The 22,004-nt window shown below is 56.8% G+C and carries 21 protein-coding genes and 1 tRNA gene; 8 read left to right on the top strand and 14 right to left on the bottom strand.

Translation table 11 applies throughout. The annotated features are described in order from the left end of the window. The 4 genes from hutU to hutI form a co-directional block, all read right to left on the bottom strand. On the bottom strand, positions 1–836 hold an 836-nt coding region (gene hutU / locus ABYT07_RS03280), incomplete at its 3' end, for a urocanate hydratase (RefSeq protein WP_372989424.1). Further along, positions 833–1,615 (bottom strand): N-formylglutamate deformylase, encoded by a 783-nt coding sequence (gene hutG / locus ABYT07_RS03275; RefSeq protein ID WP_372989427.1) that lies wholly within the window; start codon positions 1,613–1,615, stop codon positions 833–835. The genes hutU and hutG, both read right to left, overlap by 4 nt. Before the next feature lie 2 nt (positions 1,616–1,617). Further along, the gene (gene hutH, locus ABYT07_RS03270) at positions 1,618–3,144 is read right to left on the bottom strand and encodes a histidine ammonia-lyase (RefSeq protein WP_372989423.1); all 1,527 of its coding nucleotides are present in this window, start codon (positions 3,142–3,144) and stop codon (positions 1,618–1,620) included. After that, the gene (hutI, locus tag ABYT07_RS03265) at positions 3,141–4,343 is read right to left on the bottom strand and encodes an imidazolonepropionase (RefSeq protein WP_372989422.1); all 1,203 of its coding nucleotides are present in this window, start codon (positions 4,341–4,343) and stop codon (positions 3,141–3,143) included. The genes hutH and hutI overlap by 4 nt, the downstream gene beginning before the upstream one ends. 72 nt (positions 4,344–4,415) lie before the next feature. On the opposite strand from hutI, the gene ABYT07_RS03260 reads away from it, so the two are divergent. The 3 genes from ABYT07_RS03260 to ABYT07_RS03250 all read left to right on the top strand — a co-directional run bounded on the left by ABYT07_RS03260 (position 4,416) and on the right by ABYT07_RS03250 (position 7,628). Next, a complete protein-coding gene (locus tag ABYT07_RS03260) occupies positions 4,416–5,783 on the top strand; it encodes a formimidoylglutamate deiminase (protein ID WP_372989420.1) in 1,368 nt (455 codons plus the stop codon). Next, a complete protein-coding gene (locus tag ABYT07_RS03255; protein WP_372989418.1) occupies positions 5,780–6,481 on the top strand; it encodes a GntR family transcriptional regulator in 702 nt (233 codons plus the stop codon). The genes ABYT07_RS03260 and ABYT07_RS03255 overlap by 4 nt, the downstream gene beginning before the upstream one ends. 154 nt (positions 6,482–6,635) lie before the next feature. Beyond that, on the top strand, positions 6,636–7,628 hold the full coding sequence (locus ABYT07_RS03250) for an aldo/keto reductase (protein ID WP_372989417.1): 993 nt from the start codon (positions 6,636–6,638) through the stop codon (positions 7,626–7,628). Positions 7,629–7,730: 102 nt separating this feature from the next. Here ABYT07_RS03250 and ABYT07_RS03245 read toward each other — a convergent pair whose 3' ends face one another. From ABYT07_RS03245 to ABYT07_RS03230, 4 genes are read right to left on the bottom strand one after another with little or no spacing between them, the layout of a single operon-like run. After that, positions 7,731–8,420, bottom strand: a complete 690-nt coding sequence (locus ABYT07_RS03245) for a hypothetical protein (protein ID WP_372989416.1) — start codon at positions 8,418–8,420, stop codon at positions 7,731–7,733. Between the two features lies 1 nt (position 8,421). Continuing rightward, positions 8,422–9,894: a glutamine synthetase family protein gene (locus ABYT07_RS03240; protein ID WP_372989415.1), complete on the bottom strand. Its 1,473-nt coding sequence runs from the start codon at positions 9,892–9,894 to the stop codon at positions 8,422–8,424. A gap of 22 nt (positions 9,895–9,916) precedes the next feature. Continuing rightward, the gene (locus ABYT07_RS03235) at positions 9,917–11,140 is read right to left on the bottom strand and encodes an aromatic ring-hydroxylating dioxygenase subunit alpha (RefSeq protein WP_372989413.1); all 1,224 of its coding nucleotides are present in this window, start codon (positions 11,138–11,140) and stop codon (positions 9,917–9,919) included. Continuing rightward, entirely contained in the window at positions 11,137–11,568 is a 432-nt protein-coding gene (locus ABYT07_RS03230) for a Rieske 2Fe-2S domain-containing protein (protein ID WP_372989412.1), read from the bottom strand. Before ABYT07_RS03230 ends, ABYT07_RS03235 begins: the two co-directional genes overlap by 4 nt. Positions 11,569–11,652: 84 nt before the next feature. Here ABYT07_RS03230 and ABYT07_RS03225 point away from each other — a divergent pair, with 84 nt between their 5' ends. After that, on the top strand, positions 11,653–12,399 hold the full coding sequence (locus ABYT07_RS03225; protein ID WP_372989410.1) for an IclR family transcriptional regulator: 747 nt from the start codon (positions 11,653–11,655) through the stop codon (positions 12,397–12,399). A 635-nt stretch (positions 12,400–13,034) separates the two neighbouring features. Here the strand turns inward: ABYT07_RS03225 and ABYT07_RS03220 are convergent. From ABYT07_RS03220 to ABYT07_RS03200, 5 genes are all read right to left on the bottom strand, one after another. Then, a complete protein-coding gene (locus ABYT07_RS03220) occupies positions 13,035–14,375 on the bottom strand; it encodes a hypothetical protein (protein WP_372989409.1) in 1,341 nt (446 codons plus the stop codon). Between the two features lie 85 nt (positions 14,376–14,460). Then, positions 14,461–14,844, bottom strand: coding sequence for a hypothetical protein (locus tag ABYT07_RS03215; RefSeq protein WP_372989407.1), 384 nt, complete (start codon positions 14,842–14,844; stop codon positions 14,461–14,463). After that, positions 14,841–15,788 (bottom strand): CsgG/HfaB family protein, encoded by a 948-nt coding sequence (locus ABYT07_RS03210; RefSeq protein WP_372989405.1) that lies wholly within the window; start codon positions 15,786–15,788, stop codon positions 14,841–14,843. The genes ABYT07_RS03215 and ABYT07_RS03210 overlap by 4 nt, the downstream gene beginning before the upstream one ends. 3 nt (positions 15,789–15,791) lie before the next feature. Then, on the bottom strand, positions 15,792–16,295 hold the full coding sequence (locus tag ABYT07_RS03205) for a curli assembly protein CsgF (protein ID WP_372989404.1): 504 nt from the start codon (positions 16,293–16,295) through the stop codon (positions 15,792–15,794). 128 nt (positions 16,296–16,423) lie between these two features. Beyond that, the gene (locus ABYT07_RS03200; RefSeq protein WP_372989403.1) at positions 16,424–17,824 is read right to left on the bottom strand and encodes a winged helix-turn-helix domain-containing protein; all 1,401 of its coding nucleotides are present in this window, start codon (positions 17,822–17,824) and stop codon (positions 16,424–16,426) included. Positions 17,825–18,185: 361 nt separating this feature from the next. On the opposite strand from ABYT07_RS03200, the gene ABYT07_RS03195 reads away from it, so the two are divergent. Next, on the top strand, positions 18,186–18,464 hold the full coding sequence (locus ABYT07_RS03195; RefSeq protein ID WP_372989402.1) for a hypothetical protein: 279 nt from the start codon (positions 18,186–18,188) through the stop codon (positions 18,462–18,464). A gap of 410 nt (positions 18,465–18,874) precedes the next feature. Here the strand turns inward: ABYT07_RS03195 and ABYT07_RS03190 are convergent. Then, positions 18,875–18,951 (bottom strand) — tRNA-Ile (locus ABYT07_RS03190). A gap of 135 nt (positions 18,952–19,086) precedes the next feature. On the opposite strand from ABYT07_RS03190, the gene purM reads away from it, so the two are divergent. From purM to rnd, 3 genes are all read left to right on the top strand, one after another. Beyond that, entirely contained in the window at positions 19,087–20,133 is a 1,047-nt protein-coding gene (gene purM, locus ABYT07_RS03185; protein WP_372989426.1) for a phosphoribosylformylglycinamidine cyclo-ligase, read from the top strand. Beyond that, the gene (gene purN, locus ABYT07_RS03180; protein WP_372989401.1) at positions 20,130–20,726 is read left to right on the top strand and encodes a phosphoribosylglycinamide formyltransferase; all 597 of its coding nucleotides are present in this window, start codon (positions 20,130–20,132) and stop codon (positions 20,724–20,726) included. Before purM ends, purN begins: the two co-directional genes overlap by 4 nt. Positions 20,727–20,802: 76 nt before the next feature. Further along, the gene (gene rnd / locus ABYT07_RS03175; RefSeq protein ID WP_372989400.1) at positions 20,803–21,960 is read left to right on the top strand and encodes a ribonuclease D; all 1,158 of its coding nucleotides are present in this window, start codon (positions 20,803–20,805) and stop codon (positions 21,958–21,960) included. Positions 21,961–22,004 lie beyond the last annotated feature (44 nt).

Below are 22,004 nucleotides of genomic sequence, written 5' to 3'. Positions count from 1 at the left end.
GACCAGCCTTGCGGCAGATAGCCGTTCAGCGGGTCATGCGCACTGGTCTGATCGGTTACGATATCAGGGCGCACGCCGCGCCGGTAAATTTCGGCAAAGACATCGGCGGCATTGCCAAGCAAGCCCACCGATTTGGCTTCGCCCGCCGCTGTCCACCGCGCGATCATCTCAAGCGCTTCGTCCAGCGTGTCGGCGCGTTCATCAACATAACGGGTCCGCAAGCGGAAATCGATGGAATCAGGATTGCATTCCACCGCAAGACAGTAGGCACCGGCCATTACAGCGGCCAGGGGTTGGGCACCGCCCATACCGCCAAGCCCGCCGGTCAGTATCCATTTGCCAGTCAGGTCGCCGTTATAATGCTGGCGGCCTGCCTCGACAAAGGTCTCGTAGGTGCCCTGAACGATGCCTTGGGAACCGATGTAAATCCACGATCCGGCAGTCATCTGGCCGTACATGGCCAGCCCTTTTTTATCCAGCTCGTTAAAATGGTCCCATGTCGCCCAATGCGGCACGAGGTTGGAGTTGGCGATCAACACACGCGGCGCGTCCCTGTGGGTTTTGACGACGGCAATGGGCTTGCCCGACTGCACCACCAGCGTCTCGTCCTCTTCCAGATCTTTGAGGCTGGCGACGATGCAATCGAAATCCTCCCAGGTGCGCGCCGCCCGTCCGATGCCGCCATAAACAACCAGCTCGTGCGGGTTTTCGGCCACATCGGGGTGCAGGTTGTTCATCAGCATCCGCAGGGGGGCTTCTGTCTGCCAGCTTTTCGCGTTCAGCTCTGTGCCGGTTGGGGGATAGATGTCGCGCGTGTTTTTGCGGGGGTCGGTCATTGGGGCCTCCAGTCGGACAGGGTTTCGAGAATGGTTTTCAGGTGGGTACGCGTGCGGTCCGCGCATTCTGCGATATAGGTCCAAGGGGCGCGTCCCAGCATGTAGGTCGATTGCGCCAGTTCCATCTGGATCGCATGCACGCCAAGGTCAGGCTGGCCGTAGTGGCGCGTTGTCCATCCTCCTTTGAAGCGTCCGTTCAGGATGCTGGAGTAGCCCTCGGCTGATTGGCACAGGCGCGTAACCGCGTCTTCGATGGTCGGGTCGCAGGTGGTGCCGACGTTGGTGCCGATGTTGAAATCCGGCAAGGTACCGTCGAACAGAAACGGAATTTTCGACCGGATCGAATGGCAATCATACAGCAGCGCAAAGCCGTGGATCGCTTTGACCCGGTCAAGTTCGGCGGCAAGTGCTGCATGATAGGGCGCGTGATAGGCGGCGCGCCGGCGGTCTACCTCGGCTGCGTCGGGCGCGTGCCCGCCCAGATAGATCGGCAGGCCGTCGAAATCAGTCAGCGGGCACAGGCCGGTCGTGTTCTGGCCGGGATAAAGGCTTGCGCCCGAAGGGTCGCGGTTCACGTCGATCACATACCGATGGACGGGCGTGCGCACGGTGCTGACGCCGTCCACAAGCCCCGCATACAGGCGGTCGATATGCCAATCGGTATCGGCCATCGCGCGGCCCGTGTCATTCAGCCGGACAAGACAATCATCGGGAATGTCGGTGCCGGTATGGGGCAGGCCCAGCACCAGCGGGCCATCGCCTTGGGTCACCTCGATCAGGCTCATAGGGACATCTCTAGACCAGCGGCGGCAGCAAGGCTGTCATCGGTGACGCAGATGGCGGCGGCCCTGATGTCTGGGGCAAGGTAGCGGTCTTGTTGCAGGCTTGGGACATCTGCGCGCAGGCAGGTCATGGCCGATTGCAACGGGCCAGAGGTCACCAGCGGTGCGCGTTGTTCAATGCCTTGCGCGGCGCACATCGCCTCGATCCCCAGAATGACCGACAGGTTGGCTGTCATCCGGTGCAGCCGCCGCGCACCATGGGCGGCCATGCTGACGTGGTCCTCTTGATTGGCAGAGGTCGGCGTGCTGTCGGTCGAACAGGGGTTCGCCAGATGTTTGTTTTCGCTCATCAGGGCGGCTGTGGTGACTTCGGCAATCATCAGGCCCGAATTTAGCCCCGGTTCAGGTGTCAGGAAGGGGGGCAAATCAAAGGACAGCGTCGGGTCCACCATCAGCGCCACACGCCGTTGCGCGATGGCCCCGATTTCAGCCAACGCAATCGCGATCTGATCGGCGGCAAAGGCCACTGGTTCGGCGTGAAAGTTCCCGCCCGACAGGATTTCGCCGGTTTCGGCGATCACCAAGGGGTTGTCGGTCACCGCATTCGCCTCGATCTCCAACGTGCGGCCTGCAAAGCGTAGCAGATCAATCGCAGCCCCTGTCACCTGTGGTTGGCAGCGGATGCAATAGGGGTCTTGGACGCGGGTATCCCCGTTGCGGTGGCTTTCGCGGATCACGCTGCCGTCCAACAAGCGGGACATGGCGGCGGCGACGTCAATCTGCCCTTGATGCCCGCGCAAACTGTGGATGGCGGGGTTCAGCGGCGCGGTCGATCCCATGATCGCGTCGGTCGACAGGGCCGATGTCACGACCGCAGCACGCGCGGCGCGCCAGCCTTCAAACAGTCCGGCCAGCGCGCAGGCGGTCGAAAACTGCGTGCCGTTGATCAGCGCAAGCCCTTCCTTGGGACCCAGCACCACAGGGGTCAGCCCGGCCTTTTCAAGGGCGGTACCCCCGGCCATGGTCTGCCCCTCAAACACCGCTTCGCCCATACCGATCATCACGGCGGCCATATGCGCCAGCGGGGCCAGATCGCCCGAGGCCCCGACCGATCCCTGCACCGGAATCACCGGCAAAACGCCGTGCGACAGCATCGACTGGATCAGGGCGCAAATGTCCCACCGCACGCCAGACGCACCGCGCCCCAGCGACAGCAGTTTGAGCGCCATCATCAAACGCACGGTTTCAGGCTCCAGCGGATCGCCCACGCCGCAGCAATGGGACAGGATCAGGTTGCGCTGCAAGGTTTCGGTGTCGTCCGGCGCAATCCGCACCGAGGCGAGCTTACCAAAGCCGGTGTTGATGCCGTAAACCGGCGTATCGCCGCGTGCGGCCGCTGCGACAACGGCTGCCGATGCCTCGACGCCCGCGCGGGCCGACGGGTCAAGCTGCAAAGGGCCATCGCTGCGCCACAAGGTTTCCAGTTCGGCCAATGTGGTGGTGCCGGGACGTAGGGTCAGGGTCATGCGACACCTCCGAAAATGCGGGTATTCAAAGGGTTGATCCCGATGCCATAGGACAGTTCTGCCGGATCGCTGACGTTCCAGACGGCCAGATCGGCGCGCATCCCCGCCTTGATGACACCGCAATCGGTCAGCCCAAGGGCGCGCGCGGCGTTGCGCGTGGTGCCTGCCAATGCTTCGGCGGGGGTCATGCGGAAAAGGGTGCAGGCCATGTTCATCGCCAACAGGATCGACCCCAAGGGCGAGGAACCGGGGTTCCAGTCGGTGCCCACAGCCATCGGCACGCCATGGTCGCGGAACGCCTGAAGGGGGGGCGGTTGGGTTTCATGGATCGTGTAAAACGCGCCGGGCAGCACGACGGCGACGGTGCCCGCGGCCGCCAAAGCCGCCGCATCGGCAGCGGTGGCATATTCAACGTGATCCGCGGAAAGTGCCGCATATTTCGCCGCCAGTGCCGTGCCGCCAATATGGCTAAGCTGTTCGGCGTGGAGTTTTACAGGCAGCCCGAGCGCACGCGCCTTGTCGAACACACGCGCGATCTGTGCCGTGTCAAAGGCGATGCCCTCGCAAAACCCGTCCACCGCATCGGCCAGCCCTTCGGCATGGGCTGCCTCTAGCGTCGGCAGGCATATGGTGTCGATATAGACGTCTGCATCCATGCCGCTTGGCACTGCATGCGCCCCGAGAAAGCTGGTCACGACACGGATCGGGCGCAGCCGACCCAAGGCGCGTGCGGCGCGCAGCATCTTGAGTTCAGTGTCGTGATCAAGCCCATAGCCTGACTTGATTTCAACCACGCCCACGCCTTGGGCGATCATGGCGTCAATGCGGGGCAACGCAGCTTGGAGCAACTCGTCTTGGGTCGCGCCGCGGGTCGCAGTGACGGTCGAGATAATGCCGCCCCCCGCGCGGGCGACCTCTTCGTAGCTTGCGCCGTTCAGCCGCATTTCGAATTCGCGCGCGCGGTTGCCGCCATGGACGATATGGGTGTGGCAATCGATCAACGCGGGCGTGACAAGGCGGCCCCCGTGATGCTGCCGATCAAGCCCGGCGTATCGGGACGGCAGTTCACACGCGGGGCCGACCCAGTCGATCTTGTCATCCGCCACAACAATGGCGGCATCGCGCTGCAATCCATAGCCGTCAGCATCTTGAACCATGGTCGCGGCAGTCAGGCCGGTCATGACGTAAGAGGGTTCCATCAAGAGTCCTTGTGTTAAAGCTTACATAATATTAATATGTAGTTACTTAATAATGTCAACGGAGTTGTTGCCTTGCAGATAATCCATGCGAAACAAGTTCTTACCCCAAACGGCTGGCAGAGCGATCTTGAGGTTTCCATTGACGAGGGCGGTCGAATCGCAAGCGTCGGGCCGCAGGTCAAAACACCAACCCATCGTGTGGCCTTGCTGTTGCCAGCGCCGTTGAACCTGCACAGTCATGCGTTCCAGCGCGCCATGGCGGGCCTGACCGAAGCACGCGGCCCGGACCCCCGCGACAGTTTCTGGAGCTGGCGTCGGCTGATGTACAAATTCCTTGACCAACTGACCCCGGACCACGTCGAGGCCATCGCCGCATTGGTGTTTATGGAGATGCTTGAGGCCGGATATGGCGCGGTCGCTGAATTTCACTATCTGCACCATGACGTGGGCGGTATCCCCTTTGCCAATCTGTCCGAGATGTCAGAGCGGATCGTCGCAGCCGCAATGACGTCGGGCATCGGTCTGACGCTCTTGCCGGTACACTACCAATTCGGGGGCTGTGATCTGCGGCCCTTGAACGGGGGACAACAGCGGTTCGGCAATGATCCCGACCGCTTTCTGCGCCTGCACGAAGGGGCCTTGGCCGCGGCTGCCGCAGGTCCAGACGACTTTAACGCAGGGATGGCCCCGCATTCCCTGCGTGCTGTTGAGCCCGCAGGCCTAAGTGCAGTTCTATCCCAAGCCACATCCGGCCCGATCCACATGCACCTTGCCGAACAGGTTGCCGAGGTGGACGAGGTGCTGGCCCATCTGCACGCCCGTCCCGCCGAATGGTTGCTGGGCAACCATGCGGTAGACGACCGCTGGTGCCTGATCCACTGCACCCAGATGACGGATGCTGAGACCACAGCGCTTGCCGCGACCGGTGCCGTCGCCGGTCTTTGCCCGCTGACTGAATCGAACCTTGGGGATGGTATCTTTAACGGCACGACGTATCTGGGGCAGGGCGGCACGATCGGCTTCGGCTCTGATTCGAATGTGCATATCTCGCTGTTCGAAGAGCTCAAGACGCTGGAATATTCGCAACGCCTGCGTGACCTGTCGCGTGCTGCTTTGGCGACGCAAACATGTTCAACTGGACGGGTGCTGTTCGAGGCGGCAGCCAAGGGCGGTTCGCAGGCCGGTGGGCGCAAAAGTGGCCGGATCGAAGCCGGTGCCTGGGCTGATCTGGTCGGTATTGATGACGACAACCAATGGCTGTGCAACCGGCAAGGCGACGCTGCGCTGGATAGCCTGATCTTTGGCGGAGGCGGACAAGCCTGTATTCGCGATGTCTGGAGCGCGGGGCGTCACGTGGTCAAACAGGGTCGCCATTTCAGACGTGACGCGATAATCAAGACCTTCAAAGCAACGATGCACCAGCTGGAGACAAACATTTGACAGGGCAAACGCGCCTTTCCTGGACCGACGTGCGCGACACGATCCGGACCCGCATATTGAACCGGACCTACGCACCCGGTGACAAGTTGCCCCGGGACGAGGACATTGCGATCGAATTGGGCTGTGCACGGATCACTGTGCACCGCGCGATGCAGGACTTGGCGCTGACCGGTCTGGTGGAACGTAAACGCAAGGGCGGCACCCATGTCAGGACCGATCCTGTGACCCGTGCCACATTCGATATTCCGATCACGCGGCGCGAGGTCGAACAGCGCGGCAGCAAATATGGCTACCAACTGATCAGCCGCACATTGCAAGACGCCCCTGCGTCGGTCTTGGCGCGCTTCGGCCTTCAGCAGCCCACCCGAATGCTGCACGTCAAGGCGCTGCATCTGGCCGACAACCGCCCCTATATCTTTGAGGACCGCTGGATCGATTCCAGTGTAAGCCCCGAGATTCTGGATGTAGATCTGACGACCGAAAGCGCCAATGAATGGCTGGTGCACAACAAACCCTACAGCCGTCTCGATGTGCGGTTCTACGCGATAAACGCCAAGGGCGAGAGCGCGCAGCACCTTGCCACCCCGGCCGGAAGTGCGCTTCTTGTGATCGAGCGGACCACGTGGATCGAGCAGGATCCGATCACAACGGTTCAGGCCTATGCCGCACCGGGGTATCAGCTTGCTGCGCTGAACTGACCCAAGATATTTTGCGCGCGGACCCTCGGAACAGCGGATTAGGGCGAACGATCTTGGACCGTTAGAGCGCTAATAGGGAATGTTCCCTTGCACTTGGTGCGACTGACTGGTCTGTTCAGTCTTGATCTAAATACGAATTCAAGGGTGAGCGCGCATGAAAACGATCCGTCTGGGGGCCAAAGGCCCAAATGTTTCGCAATTCGGCATCGGTGCCATGTCATTCGCGGGCATCTACGGGGATGCAACTGTTGAAGAAAGCCATGCCGTTCTGAACGATTGCCGCGCGGCTGGTGTTACGCATATCGACACCGCCAATGTGTATGGCAAGGGCCGGTCTGAAGAGATTATCGGCAGCTGGTTTGCCGACACGCCCAGCGCGAGAAATGATATGGTGCTTGCCACCAAAGCCGCGATTACAGGCGATGCGGAGCGTCCTTTTAACAACGATCCTGACTATCTGGAAAGTTGCCTTGACGCGAGCCTGAAGCGGCTTGGCGTAGATCATGTCGACCTGTTTTATGTCCACCGTTTTGACCGTGCGCACAGTCCCGAAGATTTGGCAGGCACGCTTGCCAAACTGATCGACAGCGGCAAGACCCGCGCTGTGGGCCTGTCAGAGATCGCACCAGCCACCCTGCGGCGCGCCTGGACGGAATGCCCCATTGCGGCTGTGCAATCTGAATATTCCCTGTCCACCCGTGCGCCCGAATTGGGGCTTGTCCAGACCTGCGCCGAACTTGACACGACGCTTGTGGCGTTTTCGCCGGTGGGCCGTGCGTTTCTGACCGATGCACCGTTCAGCTATGACCGCGCGCAATCCATGGCGTTCACCCAGAACAACCCCCGTTTCATGCAGCCGAATTATAACGCCAACATCGCGATAACCGACAATTTTCGAGCCTTGGCCGCTGACATGGGCGAACCTGCGGCAGCACTTGCGATTGCGTGGGTGATTGCACAGGGCGATCATGTGCTGCCGATACCGGGAACAAAGAACGCCCAGCATTTGACCGAATTGCTGCGCGGCACCCAAATTGATCCAAGCGCCGAGGATTTGGCCCGCATCGAACAGGTGTTGCCCGTCGGCTGGGCCCATGGGGATCGCTATACCGCCGCACAATGGCTTGGACCGGAACGCTACTGCTAGGTGCCAGACGCGGTGCGCCACCACAGATGCAAAGACAACAGTCGCCTTTTTTTACCGCATGGTGCTCAATGCGCGAAATACATCTGCAATCCGGGTGTATTCTCAGCGCGCGATATCTTGCCCCGGATCAATCTGAACCAGAATTTCGGTAAAGATTTGTGTTGGCCGTATTGATGCTGGGTGCGGCGCATAATTGTAGTCTGCTGTATGCGCCGGGGTCTCAAATAAGCCAGTAAAGTGCAAATCATCGGCGCTGCAAATACCGTCGGATACAGGCGATCTAGCCCACGAAAACGCATGAGGGATGCCCCGCAGGCCAGTCCTTTGGTCCTGTAAAATGACAAACGTGCTTTCTTGCCGAACCGTAACCTTGCCAAAGGTCTGTGTCTGCGTGTTCCCGGCAATCAGACCGATGCCCTGCACGATAGCGGGCTCGGCCAGCCGTGTAAGCGGTGACAATAGCTTGGTCGGCGCGCGGTCCTTGGCATACCAGTGCCATTTTCCAGCTCCGCTGAGGTGGGGCTTGGGGCCATCAAGCGTCGCAATAATATCGAGCCGGTCTGCAATGCCTGCAATGCCTTTTGTCAGGCGCAAGGGCACCGGAGCATCGGGCGCGAGGTCGGGAATGTCCATGATCGGGGCATGGGTCAACGTGACACAGGCAGAGGCGAAACCGTTGCGGTTCAACATCTGCCGCAGGCTTTCTTGCAACGGGAAATATCCGTCGATGATATCTTCAAAGCGGGTCGCCGCGACGGGGATGGCCTGTGTTTTCACATCACCTTGGGTCATGTTAAAACAGATTGAAATATTCAGCTTGCTCCCATTCGGAGACGGTCATCAGATATCGCTGCCATTCGGCGCGTTTGAGATGGACAAGATAGTCGACGAATTCATCACCCAAGGCTGTCCTGAAAAGAGAACTATCTTCAAACGCGTCTATGGCCGCACTTAGATTGTCGGGCAGTTGGGTTGCACCCTTGGCATAGGGGGTTCGTGTGGGGGGCGGGGCTGCTGCACCGGATGTGATACCAGATAGTCCGCCAAGAATTTGCGCGGCAAAGGCATAATATGGGTTTGCCGTGGTATCTGCGACGCGATTTTCGATACGGCTGGCAGTGTCATCGGGGTAAAGCAGTGCACGGATCATTGCACCGCGATTGTCTGCGCCCCAAGTGATCCTGTTGGGAGCAAGCTGAAATTCAGAAAAGCGCTTGTACCCGTTCACCGTTGGCGTGGTCAGCAGACAAGACGCCGGCGCGTGTTTCAAAAGGCCAGCAATCCAACCCGAGGCATGCGACGTCAGTTTGTTGTCCTGGGACATGAACAGATTCACGCCGGTTTTGATATCCAGCAGGGATTGATGGATATGCCATCCGTTGGCGACCGCATTTGCAAGTTTCGGTTTTGCCATAAAGGTGGCATGCAACCCGCGCTGCGCGCAGACCTCTTTCACCATTGTGCGAAACAGGACAAAGCGATCAGCCTGGATCATCGGGCTGGACGGATCAAAGGTGAATTCGAACTGGCTCGGCCCCATTTCGACCTCCATCGAGCGTGGGGCCAGCCCCAACTCTTCGGCAAAGCGGCGCAGGGTATCAAGGATTTCCTCGGCCTCGCTATACCGGGTGTCGGTCAGATACTGCCAACCTTGGGTTAGGTTTCTGGTCTCAATCGCTTTTGGGGGAATGGTTGCGTGTTCATGGTCCAAAGCCGCGTCAGTTTTTTGAAATATCTGAAATTCGACCTCAAGCCCAAATATGGCCTCAAATCCTGCGCCCCGCATTTGATCTTCGGCAGTTTGCAGAACATTTCTTGACGAAAACCCTATTGCAGCGCCCGCGCGGTCTATCACATCACACATCAAGATTGCGGAGTGGGGCGACCAAGGCAACGGGTGGAAACAGGTCGGATCGGGTACCAGCAATACGTCACTTGCCCCACCAAGCAAGGTGTCCATCCCCGACAGCGTTTCAGTTGCGTCACCACTCCAGACATCAAACACCGTGCGGTGCGAAGTATCCTTTAGCAGCAGCGTTGAAGGCACCCCGATGCCGGACGAGAACGCGCTTTTTAGCATGCGCGTCGCGACGGTTTTGCCGCGCAGTATCCCGTGCTGATCCGCAAATACCAAGCGCACCGTTTCGATGTTTTTAGCGACGGCTTGTTCTATGATGCCTTGGGCCAAATGGGCTGAATTTTCGTCCCGAGCCCCAAGCTTTGCAAGTGCGCCGGATTTTATTTCATCGGCCAGATTTTTGCTCATACTGTTCCTTTGGACCGCCACATCAAACGGTCGCATCCCAAGGGCATTCAGACCTGCGCGCCATATCAGCCTGCCGACTGGCGTTTCGCCAATCCGCGCTGTTTGCAATTGCATCATTAGACAGCGGCCCCATGATGTCCAATGGCGTGGTCCCGTTGCGCATTGGCAATTCATCGGTGCCATTCTCGACCGCCGCGATCGCCGCACGCAACATCCGCCTGTACCGGATGATCGCGGCGTCAGAACGACCTAGATGTTCTTGGGTCCGGTCTTGAATACGGCCCATGCCCTCAACCGCCCATTGATCATGTACATTGATATCAAGGCCCATACCCGTGTAGGTCATCGTCGCCTGTTCTGCCGGATTGTAGTGATAGTCATTTGTCCGGTTTTTCAGCGGGGCATAGTCTGGCAAGCGATGTTCTTTCAGCCGTTGCTCTCTCATCAAATCCTTATTGACCGGATTTTGAAAACTGGTGAACATCGTGTACCAATAGCAGGTATGGTCATCAATCGGCACATGCCATTGCGTGATTGTCATTTCACGCGACATTGGAATGCAGATTGCTTCGGGGAAAATTTGATTGGTGACGCGCACATGGGTCTGGCCATTGTTCAACGTCCGCAACGCGGTGATCTTCAGACCATAGTCGGCTTCTTCAACTTCAATATCCGGCCTTGGGTATTCACGCAGGATTTGCGTCATCGGGATATCCGTATCGGCCGCCTTGTCCCGAAACTGTTTGCCATAGCCTTCTGACGTATCTTCGTCCTCCAAGAAACGATGCAGGAACGAGGCATGGGCTGGGTCTATCCCGATTTCGAGGGCCTGTAGCCAATTGCACTCCCACAACCCCTTGAAGGCAAAGACATGACTTTCCGGCGCGCGAAAGCAGTCAAAGTTCGGGAATTCTGGCGGTGTGCCGGGCCCCATATACGCAAAGAACAAACCATTGCGCTTTTCGACGGGGTATACCGGCCCGTTGGGGGCGACCTTGATATCTTTTGCATCGGGATAATAGGCGGGGGGCTCTGCTTTTGAGGCTATCCGCGTCGCCAGAACCAAATCGCCCGCGTCATTGCGCATCAACGTCAACCGTTCGCCCAACAGGTTCACGGGCACATGATCCCCGTGTGACAATTCCTCGGCCAACGCCGCTGGTTGCCAATAACGGCGAAGCACGGCACCCGCAGGGGTATTTTGGCCAACCCGCGTTATGCGGTCATTAAGCTCCTGACTGATCATGTTGCTGTCCCTTCCGTGGGATCACTGGCAGGGGGCTGGCCCTCGCCGATATACGCCATGATAACACCGTCCCGCTCTACGACAGGTATCATAGGCACTTTGATTTGCTGATACATCAATGAACCTTCCGGCTCGGCGGGCTGCTCGACACATTGCCCGCTGCGGTCAAAATGCCAGCCGTGAAACGGGCAGCGTAAACCGTTATCCTCAAGCCGACCGAAACACAGGTCAGCCCCCCGGTGCGGGCAGTTCCGCCCGATCAGGCCCAGTTTGCCTTCATCATCGCGAAACAGCACCAAACGCTGGCCTTGCAACGAGATAGGGATCACCGGTCTGGGAATGTCCAGATCGACAGTTTTGGCGACAACAGCCCACAGGTCCGCGTTTTCGAACTGGTTGATTGCAGATTTGTCTTCAGCTTGGGGCACTCGGGTTGACCTCCAAAAAAGATGTGCGATAATCGCACTTAATGTCATATAAAGAACATAAATTTCTTGGTGAGGCCTGTCAACATGATCCAGAAAGACAATGCATCGACCTTTTCCAAGGGCCTAAGGGTTCTGTCCTGCTTCGAGACTGGCCGACGTGACCTGACCATGGCCGAAGTCTCGCGGTTGACTGGATTTGACCGCGCAACAGCGCGGCGGTTGTGCCTGACGTTGGAGGACAATGGATACCTTCAAAAAGAGGACCGAGCATTTCGGCTGACGCCAAAGATCCTGGCCATGGCCGGAGGATACTTGACCTCCAATAATTTTGCCCACTCGGTACAGCCGGTCCTCAATCAGTTCGCTGAGGAATTCGAAGGAGAGATCGCACTTGCCATGCGTGACGGAGATCGCGCGATCTATGTCGCGCGGTCTGCCATATCTTCGGCACGGATTTCGATCGGTTTTTCAATCGGCAGCACGTTGCCTTTATTACCGACGGCGGTCGGGCAGATGTTAATTGCACGTGGTCTGGAAAGTGAGGTGAATATGGATCTTGCGCGCCTGAGGCCTGAGAAACTTACCGAAGCCACAGACATGGATCTAGCCTCTATCCGCAACAAGATCGAACAGGCGGCACGCCATGGCTATGCGTTTGTTCGCAACGAATTTGAAATGGGGGCTGCGGGCATTGCCGTGCCGGTTGGAAATATTGGTGCCTTGCCCGCAGTATTGGCGACAACAGCGTCTATCAATCAATTTGACAAAGCGGCAGAATTTGACCGTGCGTTGGATATCTTGCGCCGTGCCGCCATGAACATACGCCTATAAAACTGTGTTGCTTTCCCGCGTTTGCGACTCTCTTCAAGTATCCTCGGTCTTGATAGCTTTTGCATCCCTAGGGGCCTTCGGTCTCGGTGTCGTATGTACTTAAGGTATTGTGACAACGGCGGGAATGTAGGGCTTGATCCCGCTGCGAATTCGGATACCTGACGCGGCATGTCTAAGCTGACCGAAGATCCGCTATTTCCGCCCGGCCGCTCGCATATCGAGGTGCGGTGCTGGTCCTGCGGACATTGGGTCGAGATGCAGCCAGATCGGCTGCCCGCTGGTATATCGCAGCATGATTTCGAGCGCCGCGCAAAGTGTCGATGCGGGGTCAGTTGTCCGCATGTCTCGCAGTTTCCGAAGGTAAGGCGCACCTGGTAGCGGCCTTCACCAAGGGCGGAGACCGGACATTCGCTGCACGTGCAAGGCAACATGGTTTTGGAATAGAAAGCCGACGTTGGCGGGTGTTCTCTCAAATTAAATGCAGAAGACGGAGGCAATTATTCCCACTCGGGTGTGAGTGTCTCCGGGATCTGCAACTGCCCTGCCGCATCCGCAATCCGATCGTGGACTGGCAAAACCGCTGGAAGTGCAAGAGCCGCCAAACGGAGGCTCTTGCGTCAACTTGTGTTCAAATCCTAGTTCTGGATTTGGGTCGCGACGTTGTTGTCGCCAGTCTGGATCAATGACGCATAGTTGTTCGCGCCCATCTGGGTCTGGGTGCCCACGTTGTTGTTGCCGGTCTGCGTTGCACTCGCAATAAGACCAACGCCGATCTGCGACAGGGTCATGTTGTTTGCCAGACCGTCTTGGACAACCTCATAGACGCTCGTGGAGCCCAACTGTGTTGAGGTCAGGATGTTCAGGTTACCGTATTGGCCTTGCGTCGCTTCGTTGCTTGAACCGTTCTGGGTCAGCGTGGCAGAGTTTTCGTCGCCCTCTTGGATCAAGTCAGCAATGTTCAACGACACAAGCTGCGTTTGCACGCTGATGTTGCTGTTGCCGGTCTGTGTCGACCTCGAAATGTTGCTGTCGCCAGTCTGAGCTTGGTTCACGTTGTTCAGGTTGCCCGTTTGCCAGCTATTGGCCCTGTTGCTTGTCCCGGCTTGGGTCATTAACGCGACGTTTGTATCACCTTCCATTCTCTGGACAGCAATGTTGCCGACGTTACCCGCATCGGATTGGTCGATGGTAGCGATGTTGAAATCACCCTCTTGAAGGTTGGTGTATGCATAGTCGCCCGTACCGGCCTGCGTAATCGTGAATGTGTTAAAAGAAGAAACACCTGTGTACCCATAGCCAATCCAGTGCTGGGCGTTGTTGGAGCTTCCGCTTAGATTAATGGTTGAGTTGTTGAAATTGCCCAGAAGGCGCTGAAAGCTTCTCTGACCGTCACCGACCGACATGGCGGTGGCCACGTTGTCTTGGCTGTTGCCGACGTCATTTTGTGTTGCGTACTGCTCGAAATTGCCAGTGCCGCCATTTGCCGTTACCGAGTAATCGTTTCGGTCGCCGGTTTGGATCAGCCGGTAACTATTTTTGCCCCCCGTGAAGCTCGCAAAGCTGAGGTTTGCATTACCACGCTGGATAATATCGGTGGACCAGTGGCCGTCATTCCCCACCACAATAATTTCAGCGGTGTTGTCGTTGCCTGTCTGTTCTACACCACGAACCCAGCTGTTGTCACCTGTGTTCGCGGTGTATGTGTTGCGGTCACCAGTTTGGCCCACAACAGATCTTGAAACCCCGCCTGTCTGAATAACCGTTGAATTGTTTTCAGAACCCGCCTGTATCAGTTCTGCCTGGGCATCGATCCCGGTCTGTGCAACTGTCGAAATGTTTGCACCACCGGTTTGCGTTTGTGACGATTGGAGCGCGCTACCTGTCTGTTCAAGATAGGCCTCGTTCGACTGGGCAAAAGCGGCCGATCCGCCAAGGATCAGTGCGACGGTGCTGGTTGATAGAAATAGATTTTTCATATTTTTTCCTTTTAAAGTATATAGTTGTAGTAAGCGCGTCTAGATTTCTGCCTGTCGGCAGCGGTCGTTTGTACGCAACAAAACGTCAGTTTTGATGCAAGAGTATCGTTAAGCCGGATCCGAACTGTTGAACGCGAATGGGCATCGCGTTCTGGGATTGATAGATTGTTGCAGAATTCGCTGTGCCCTCTTGGATGATAAAGCTCAGCAGGTTGTCGCCATTCTGATTGGCGATGCTAAAATTTCTGTCGCCCCGTTGTTCTGTTGTCTGGGCGTTTCCAGCACCGGTTTGAAGCGTGTCTGCCGTATTGGCATAGCCGTGCTGTAATTGCTTAGAGATGTTCAGCGTACCAACTTGTTCGATGAAGGCGGAATTGTCATCAGCGGCAGCAGACCCTGCAAAGGCACAAAAGGCGACAAGCGCGAGCGGCCCGCCAAATCCTTGATGCATCAGCTTTGAGCGGATCATTCTGTCACCTGCGCGCTGGCAACCACGGTCGCGTCCTGTAGCCCCACTGGAACAACTCCTGTTTCAGCTTTCTTGGCAATCAACTGCCGTGCTTTCTTGGGGTCCTTGAAGCTCCAGAGTTTGTCTTCGGATCCGGCAAGAACAAGCGCGTAGACGGCGCTTTCGATCGCTTGCTTCAGCGCCAGATGCCGGGGCTCGTTGGTGGTGATCCCTGATTCAAGCTCGAGTATGCCGTCGGTCGCGACATAGCTGAATACACCAGCCTGATTGGACATCGAAAAGATCGTCTTGTTGGCAACCACAGAGGCGAGAATTCGACCATTGGTCACGCTAATCGCCCGCAGGTAAACCGAGACATTGTCCTCGCGGTATTGCTGGTTCGCGCCGATGCCAAGGTAGCGCGCGCCACTGCCGCCTGTGGTGGTATTTGAATCGTAGCCGATGACGCCCCCGGCCAAAAGAATTCCCGCATTCAGCAATGCGGGCAAGGGCTGGACCTCGAATCCGTTTTCATTTGCAAAGGTTTCGCGTGCCGCGCGGATCAGCTTGCGCTCCTCCAGCAAGGGGCCAAGCTGTTCGCGCTCAAGCACGTTGAACCAGTCGCTGCCGCCGGCTTCTCGCAGGGCGTTGACCAGCATCGTGGCCCCCCCTTGCGACACCGCTTTGGAATATTCGGCATATGCGCCGCCGGGCTTGTTTTGCCCCGTCATATCATCAAAGCGGTACACCGCTACATAAAGCGGGCGTTTGGGGGGCGGCAGTGCGCGCAGTTCAGTGAGGGTGTTGGTCGCAACCTGAGGCGTCGGATCTTTAGTATCCATCTCGACGTAACCGGGGACGAAATCGCAACCGGCGAGGCTGCCAGCCAAGATCAGCGCAATCAGGGCGGGTTTTGCGCGCCGAACCTGTTGAACAAGACGAAGGCGGGGGAAATTGACTGTCATCGCTCAGAAATCCGGCACGGGAACTTCGATTATGGTCGACCCGCCGCTAAGATCATCGCTGATGGTGATCGCGACAATGCCATCGATCCGTTCAAAATCGATTTGGGTGCTGCCGACCGAAAACCGCCCAGAATCCGAAGCTGTTTCCCCAAGAATTTGGTCCACGACCTGCGAAGAGATCCGCCCCAACAGCGCGCTTTTGATTTGCCGCTCGAATTGCTGGGTATCGGTCTGGCTGGATCCGCTAAACGCACTGCTTGTTTTGGGGAACTGGTTTTGGCGCTCAGACAGGCTTAGCAGATGGGCCGAATTGAACGGGCTGCCGCCGAATGACGGGTTCACAGGAGTATATACGAAATCTTGAGCACTTGCGCTGGACGCAAAACATATCACCAAAATTGCTAAAAAGCTGCCGCGAACGCGCGGCAAATACCCCAAGAGATCATGCGCAACAAAACGGAATGTGCTGTCCACTAGGCATGTGAACAGCGAAAAAAAATTCTTCATCAAAAATGGCCTCAAAAGAAAATTTGAAAGTCGTGGTTAACTTAGGAATAAGTCTGCTGAGTTTTCCTGATGAAAATGTGATGAAGTCTATAAAATGCAGTGATTTCAACCGGTAGGTATCAATACTTTCAGTTTAACCGGTCAGGGTACCCGTATTTCTCCCAAGCCGCGGTCATCCCCATACGTTCAGCAAAGAGCATAAATTCGGGATGGGTCCGGATCTCAACGCAGTTTTGAGTCTGACCCCAAATACACAAAAGCGTGCCATGGGTGCCCGGTGGCGGTGCGTTTCCCATGATCTCGAAGAACGCGCTGGCAGGGCCTGATCTTACAATCGCCTGAGCCAGAGGTATCGATGGAAATGTGCCCGGGACGAATAGAAGCTTCTTGATCCACTTTCCCAAAGCCTCTCTTGTGCTTTGGACCGGACTATAAGCGTCTGCGACGATCTTTTCCCACACAGCAGGATCGTCAAATTTATCCCCCAAAAATTCAGTAAGATAACGGCTCCCCTGAAGTAGGCGTTGACCGGCCAGTTCGTATTTTCCCATGGCAAATGCACTGGCGGCAAAAGTTTCACAGGCGAAATGATGTTGCATGTCACAGGCACGCTTGGCCATGATATCTGCTTCTTCCAGATCACCGTTGGCCAGTTTAACCGTGGCCAGTATCTGAAGGTTACGCCCCTGAATAGGAGCCAATGATACAGCCTTTTCGACATAGGGCATGGCGCGCTGCGTAAGCCCGATAGCTGCAAAAAAATACCCCAAGCGCAAGGCAATTTCTGCATTCTGAGGGTCGCGTCTATAGGCTTCCTCGGTCATCGCGATAGCGTCAAGGATATTGCCAAACGTGAATTGCTCCAAGGCGATCAAGGTCAACGGGAAGCCCAATCCAGGACTGATCGCCATCGCACGTTCCGCGCACTGTGCTGCATTGCGTATAAGAGCTGCTTTGTCCCCCTCGCGGACGTAGGTCGACATAAGCGAATAGGTATGGGCCAGCTCACTGTGGGCATCGGCGTTCTGAGGATCGAGCGATATCGCTTCGGAGAGCAGAGAAGCGGCGATTTCCAACACATCGGCATGGAATGGCCGCTCGTTCAGAGAACGGCCCTGCAACACGAGTTCAATTGCCTTTTTGAAAGCATCTTCATTTGCATCTGCGCTTAAAGGTTGGCCGTCTTCTTGTGTCTCAACAGGCCGCAGCTGCACGACCGATGCGGCAAGCCGGTAGCCACGTTTGGAGACCGTTTCGATATAGACCGTTTCAGGATCAAGTCTTCTAAGCACTTTGCGCAGGACCGAGATTGCACGGGTTAAGCTTTCATCAGACGCTTCAAAATCCTTCCAGATGTGAGTGAGAAACTCGTCTCGTAGAACGATCTTTCCGTGGCGCGCCGCAAGGAAAGTTAAAACGTTCATTACAAGGGGCTCTATTTTCACCATACCGCTAGCAGATATGAGCCGACCACTAACTGGATCTACACACAATGCCCCGAGAGAAAAATTATGGTTTGAAATATCCACCTAAAAACCTTGATCAAATGTGTCTTGATTGCGAGAATGCAAAACTCATCATCGCAATGTTTAGTAATATAATATAGCTGCAGACTTACAAAAGCTGACCCCCTTTCCAAGACGCAAAATACGCTTGACCGGGCGAATGCAATATTTTCTAAGCCCCTGCTTTGTTACAAAAATCTCGGCAGAGGATTCATATTGTTAATACATTATCATAACTTCCTGGCATGAGTAAAGGCACGCGCCGCCCGCAGTTGATATCGACATCCACGCGGTCGACAACCTGACCTTTGTGGGACCCCCTTCAACTGCCTGGCAGCCCTTTCAGAGAACGGCAGTTTCAGGCCTGCGCTCAAATGTTCAGTAAATGCTTCTGATTGCGGTCATAGTACCTGTATCATGCGGCGGCGGTGATGAGGCTTGGAATGGTATCCCTCTCGGAGCAGACCTCCATAGACTGCTTGCCGCAGTTTTTATTACTGACGATGCTCAAAACTTGACGATCAGCGCAGTAGAAACAGCACGCAAGGACTACGGCGCGTACTACGGAAATGATCTGCCAGCGCACGTCTTAACGATTGAAAGAAATTCCAAATTTATGATGGCCCTGAAGAAGTGGATGAGCGTGATATCTGAAAAGAAGTAAACGTCAACTTTGAGAAAGCCGCAGTGCCGCATTTCATGCATCGGGCAATGGCCGTTTCGGGCCGATTTCAGCTGTCGTGCGGGGGGCTGTTTTAGTGTGTGGGATCCCGTTAGTGTAGCTAATGGTGACCGGTTCTCAGCGTTTCCAAAATGGCTCATAAGTTATTGATACTTGGTACGCTGCCTGTGCGTCTGTTTCCAATATCAGTATATCGAAGTCAAAGAATAGGCGGGGAACAGCTGGGTTCACCATCTAGCACGTCTGTCCGGGCCAATTCAGTCTCCAATTCACTGCCAGTCGCATGAAGTAGCGTGTGACAGGTGCCTTGCAAACCATTGAAATCATATGCGACACATTTCCGTATTCGTGTTACATGTGTTCGTTGAAAACAAACGATAAAAGCGGTTTTTTGGTAGGCCCGGCAGGACTTGAACCCGCAACCAAAGCGTTATGAGCGCTCTGCTCTAACCAGTTGAGCTACAGGCCCGCCATATGCGTTTCGTAAGCGGGCAATTGCAGCGCGTCAAGGCTTAGAACGCTAAAGAAGACTGTCTTGCATTGCACGCCTGCGCGTGGTGCTGTAACCCGCGTGCGCAATGGCAATAAGCGGCGGGACCCGATGATGACCAACTCCAAAAACGGAATCACCTATGCGGACGCGGGTGTGGATATCGACGCTGGCAATGCGCTGGTCGAGCGGATCAAGCCTGCGGCCAAGCGTACCAAGCGGCCCGGCGTGATGTCAGGGCTTGGCGGCTTTGGCGCATTGTTCGACCTCAAGGGGGCGGGCTATAACGACCCGATCCTTGTGGCCGCAACCGATGGCGTGGGCACCAAGCTGCGCATCGCGATTGATACCGGCAATGTTGACGGTGTGGGCGTCGATCTGGTTGCCATGTGCGTCAATGATCTGGTGTGCCAAGGCGCTGAGCCGCTGTTTTTTCTCGATTATTTCGCAACCGGCAAGCTGGAAACAGAAGAAGCCGCGCGCATCATCGAAGGCATCGCACGCGGCTGCGAAGGGTCGGGCTGCGCATTGATCGGCGGCGAGACTGCCGAGATGCCCGGCATGTATTCCGATGGTGATTTCGACCTTGCGGGCTTTGCCGTGGGCGCGATGGAGCGTGGCATGGACCTGCCAAGTGGTGTCGTTGCGGGCGATGTGCTGCTGGGGCTGGCGTCGGACGGGGTGCATTCAAACGGGTATTCGCTGGTGCGCAAGCTGGTCGTAATGTCCGGTCTGGGTTGGGAGGCAAACTGCCCTTGGGCCGACGGTACCTTGGGCGAGGTGCTTTTGACGCCCACACGGTTGTATGTAAAACCGGCGTTGCAGGCGGTCAGGGCAGGGGGCGTGCATGCGCTGGCCCATATTACCGGCGGCGGCTTGACTGAAAACCTGCCTCGCGTGTTGCCCGAAGATCTGGGGGCCGAGATCAACCTTGATGCATGGGACATGCCCGGCGTGTTCAAATGGATGGCCGATATCGGTTCAATGGCCGAACCTGAAATGCTCAAGACGTTCAACTGCGGTGTTGGAATGATTCTGGTGGTCTCTGCGGATCAGGCTGACAGCTTGAAATCGCTGCTCAGCGATGCGGGTGAAACGGTTTACGAGATGGGCCGTGTCACAGCAGGTGCCGGCATCGACTATAGCGGGCAGCTTTTGTGAAAAAACGCGTCGCGATCTTTCTATCGGGGGGCGGTTCGAACATGCGGGCGCTGGTCGAAGACATGACTGGCGACCATCCCGCGCGACCTTGCGTGATTGTGTCGAACGTCGCGGATGCTGGCGGGATCGCTTGGGCGCAAGAACGCGGCATTCCGACCGAAGTCATCGACCACAAGCCGTTCAAAGGGGACCGTGCCGCATTCGAGGCCGAATTGACCGCACGGCTGATGCCCCATGCACCCGACATGATCTGTCTGGCGGGGTTTATGCGCAAGCTGACCGGCGAATTCACCGATGCATGGGCCGGTCGGATGATCAACATCCACCCGTCCTTGCTGCCGCGTTACAAAGGCTTGCACACCCATGCCCGTGCGCTTGAAGCGGGGGATGATGTCCATGGCTGCACCGTCCACGAAGTCACCGCAGCGCTGGATGATGGCCCGCTTTTGGGGCAGGCCACCGTGCCGATCCTGCCCGGTGATACACCGGACGTGCTGGCCGCGCGGGTGCTGGTGCAAGAGCACCGGCTGTATCCTGCGGTACTGCGCCGCTTTGCCGGCGGCGACCGCAGTTTTTTGATGTTAAAAAGCTAGGCGTGCAGATGCTTTTCATCACGAATATGTTCGATTACGCATTGCCTGTTTGCAAACCTCTGTTCAAAGTAGTTCCATGAAAACAATTACGTCCACAGCCGAGCTTGAGGCATTTTGCCTAGAGGCCGCGACCCACGATTATGTAACGATCGACACCGAGTTTCTGCGAGAGCGGACATATTATTCAAAGCTTTGTCTGATCCAGATGGCGATGCCCGGCACGGATGATTCCGGTGGTGTTTTGGTCGACCCGCTGGCCGACGGCATATCCCTAGAACCGCTTTATTCGCTGTTTCGCGACACCTCGGTTGTCAAAGTATTCCACGCGGCGCGTCAGGATCTTGAGATTTTCTTTGTTGATGCCGGCGTATTCCCCGACCCGCTGTTTGACACGCAGGTCGCCGCGATGGTCTGCGGATTTGGTGAACAGGTCGGCTATGAAACTTTGGTGCGCAAGATCGCCCATCAGGCCGTTGATAAGACATCACGTTTCACAGATTGGTCCCGCAGGCCGTTGACTGATGCGCAAGCCAAATATGCTTTGGCTGATGTCACACATCTGCGGCAGGTCTATGAATTTCTGGCCAAAAAGCTTGACGAGTCCGGGCGCGCCCGCTGGGTCGCTGAAGAACTTGAGATTTTGACCAGTCCGGACACATATATCACCCGCCCGCGCGACGCTTGGAAAAGGGTCAAGACCCGGACCAATTCTGGCAAGTTTCTGGCACTAGTGCGCGAATTGGCCGCCTTTCGCGAAGCCTATGCGCAGGAAAACAATGTGCCGCGCAACCGGGTCTACAAGGATGACGCGATGGTCGAACTCGCAAGCAACAAGCCCAAGAACCACGAAGAATTGGGCCGCGCACGTCTGCTGTTGCGCGAGGCGCGCAAGGGCGACATCGCTGACGGTATCCTCAAGGCCGTGGCCGACGGGCTAAGTTGCCCCGCATCCGACATGCCGCAGCCAGATAACAGCCGCGATAAACTGCAAGTGAACCCGGCCTTGGCCGATCTGCTGCGGGTGCTGCTGAAGGCAAAAACCGAAAGCGCGGGGGTCGCGGCCAAGCTGATCGCGCCGGCCGCCGATCTTGACGGTATTGCTGGTGGTTTGCGTGATGTTCCAGCCCTTAAGGGGTGGCGGCGCGAGGTATTCGGGGAAGACGCATTGCGTCTGTGTGAAGGCAAGATTGCGCTGAGCGCTGCGGGATCGGTTGTGAAAGTGGTCGAGCTTTAAGCTCTTCCGCTTTCACCCTTAGCCAGTTCCACCTGAAACGAGTT

This window comes from Sulfitobacter sp. (genome assembly GCF_041552635.1).
Lineage (GTDB): Bacteria > Pseudomonadota > Alphaproteobacteria > Rhodobacterales > Rhodobacteraceae > Sulfitobacter.
Note: the sequence above shows the minus strand (reverse complement) of the source record. Positions and strands in the feature narration are given on the sequence as shown.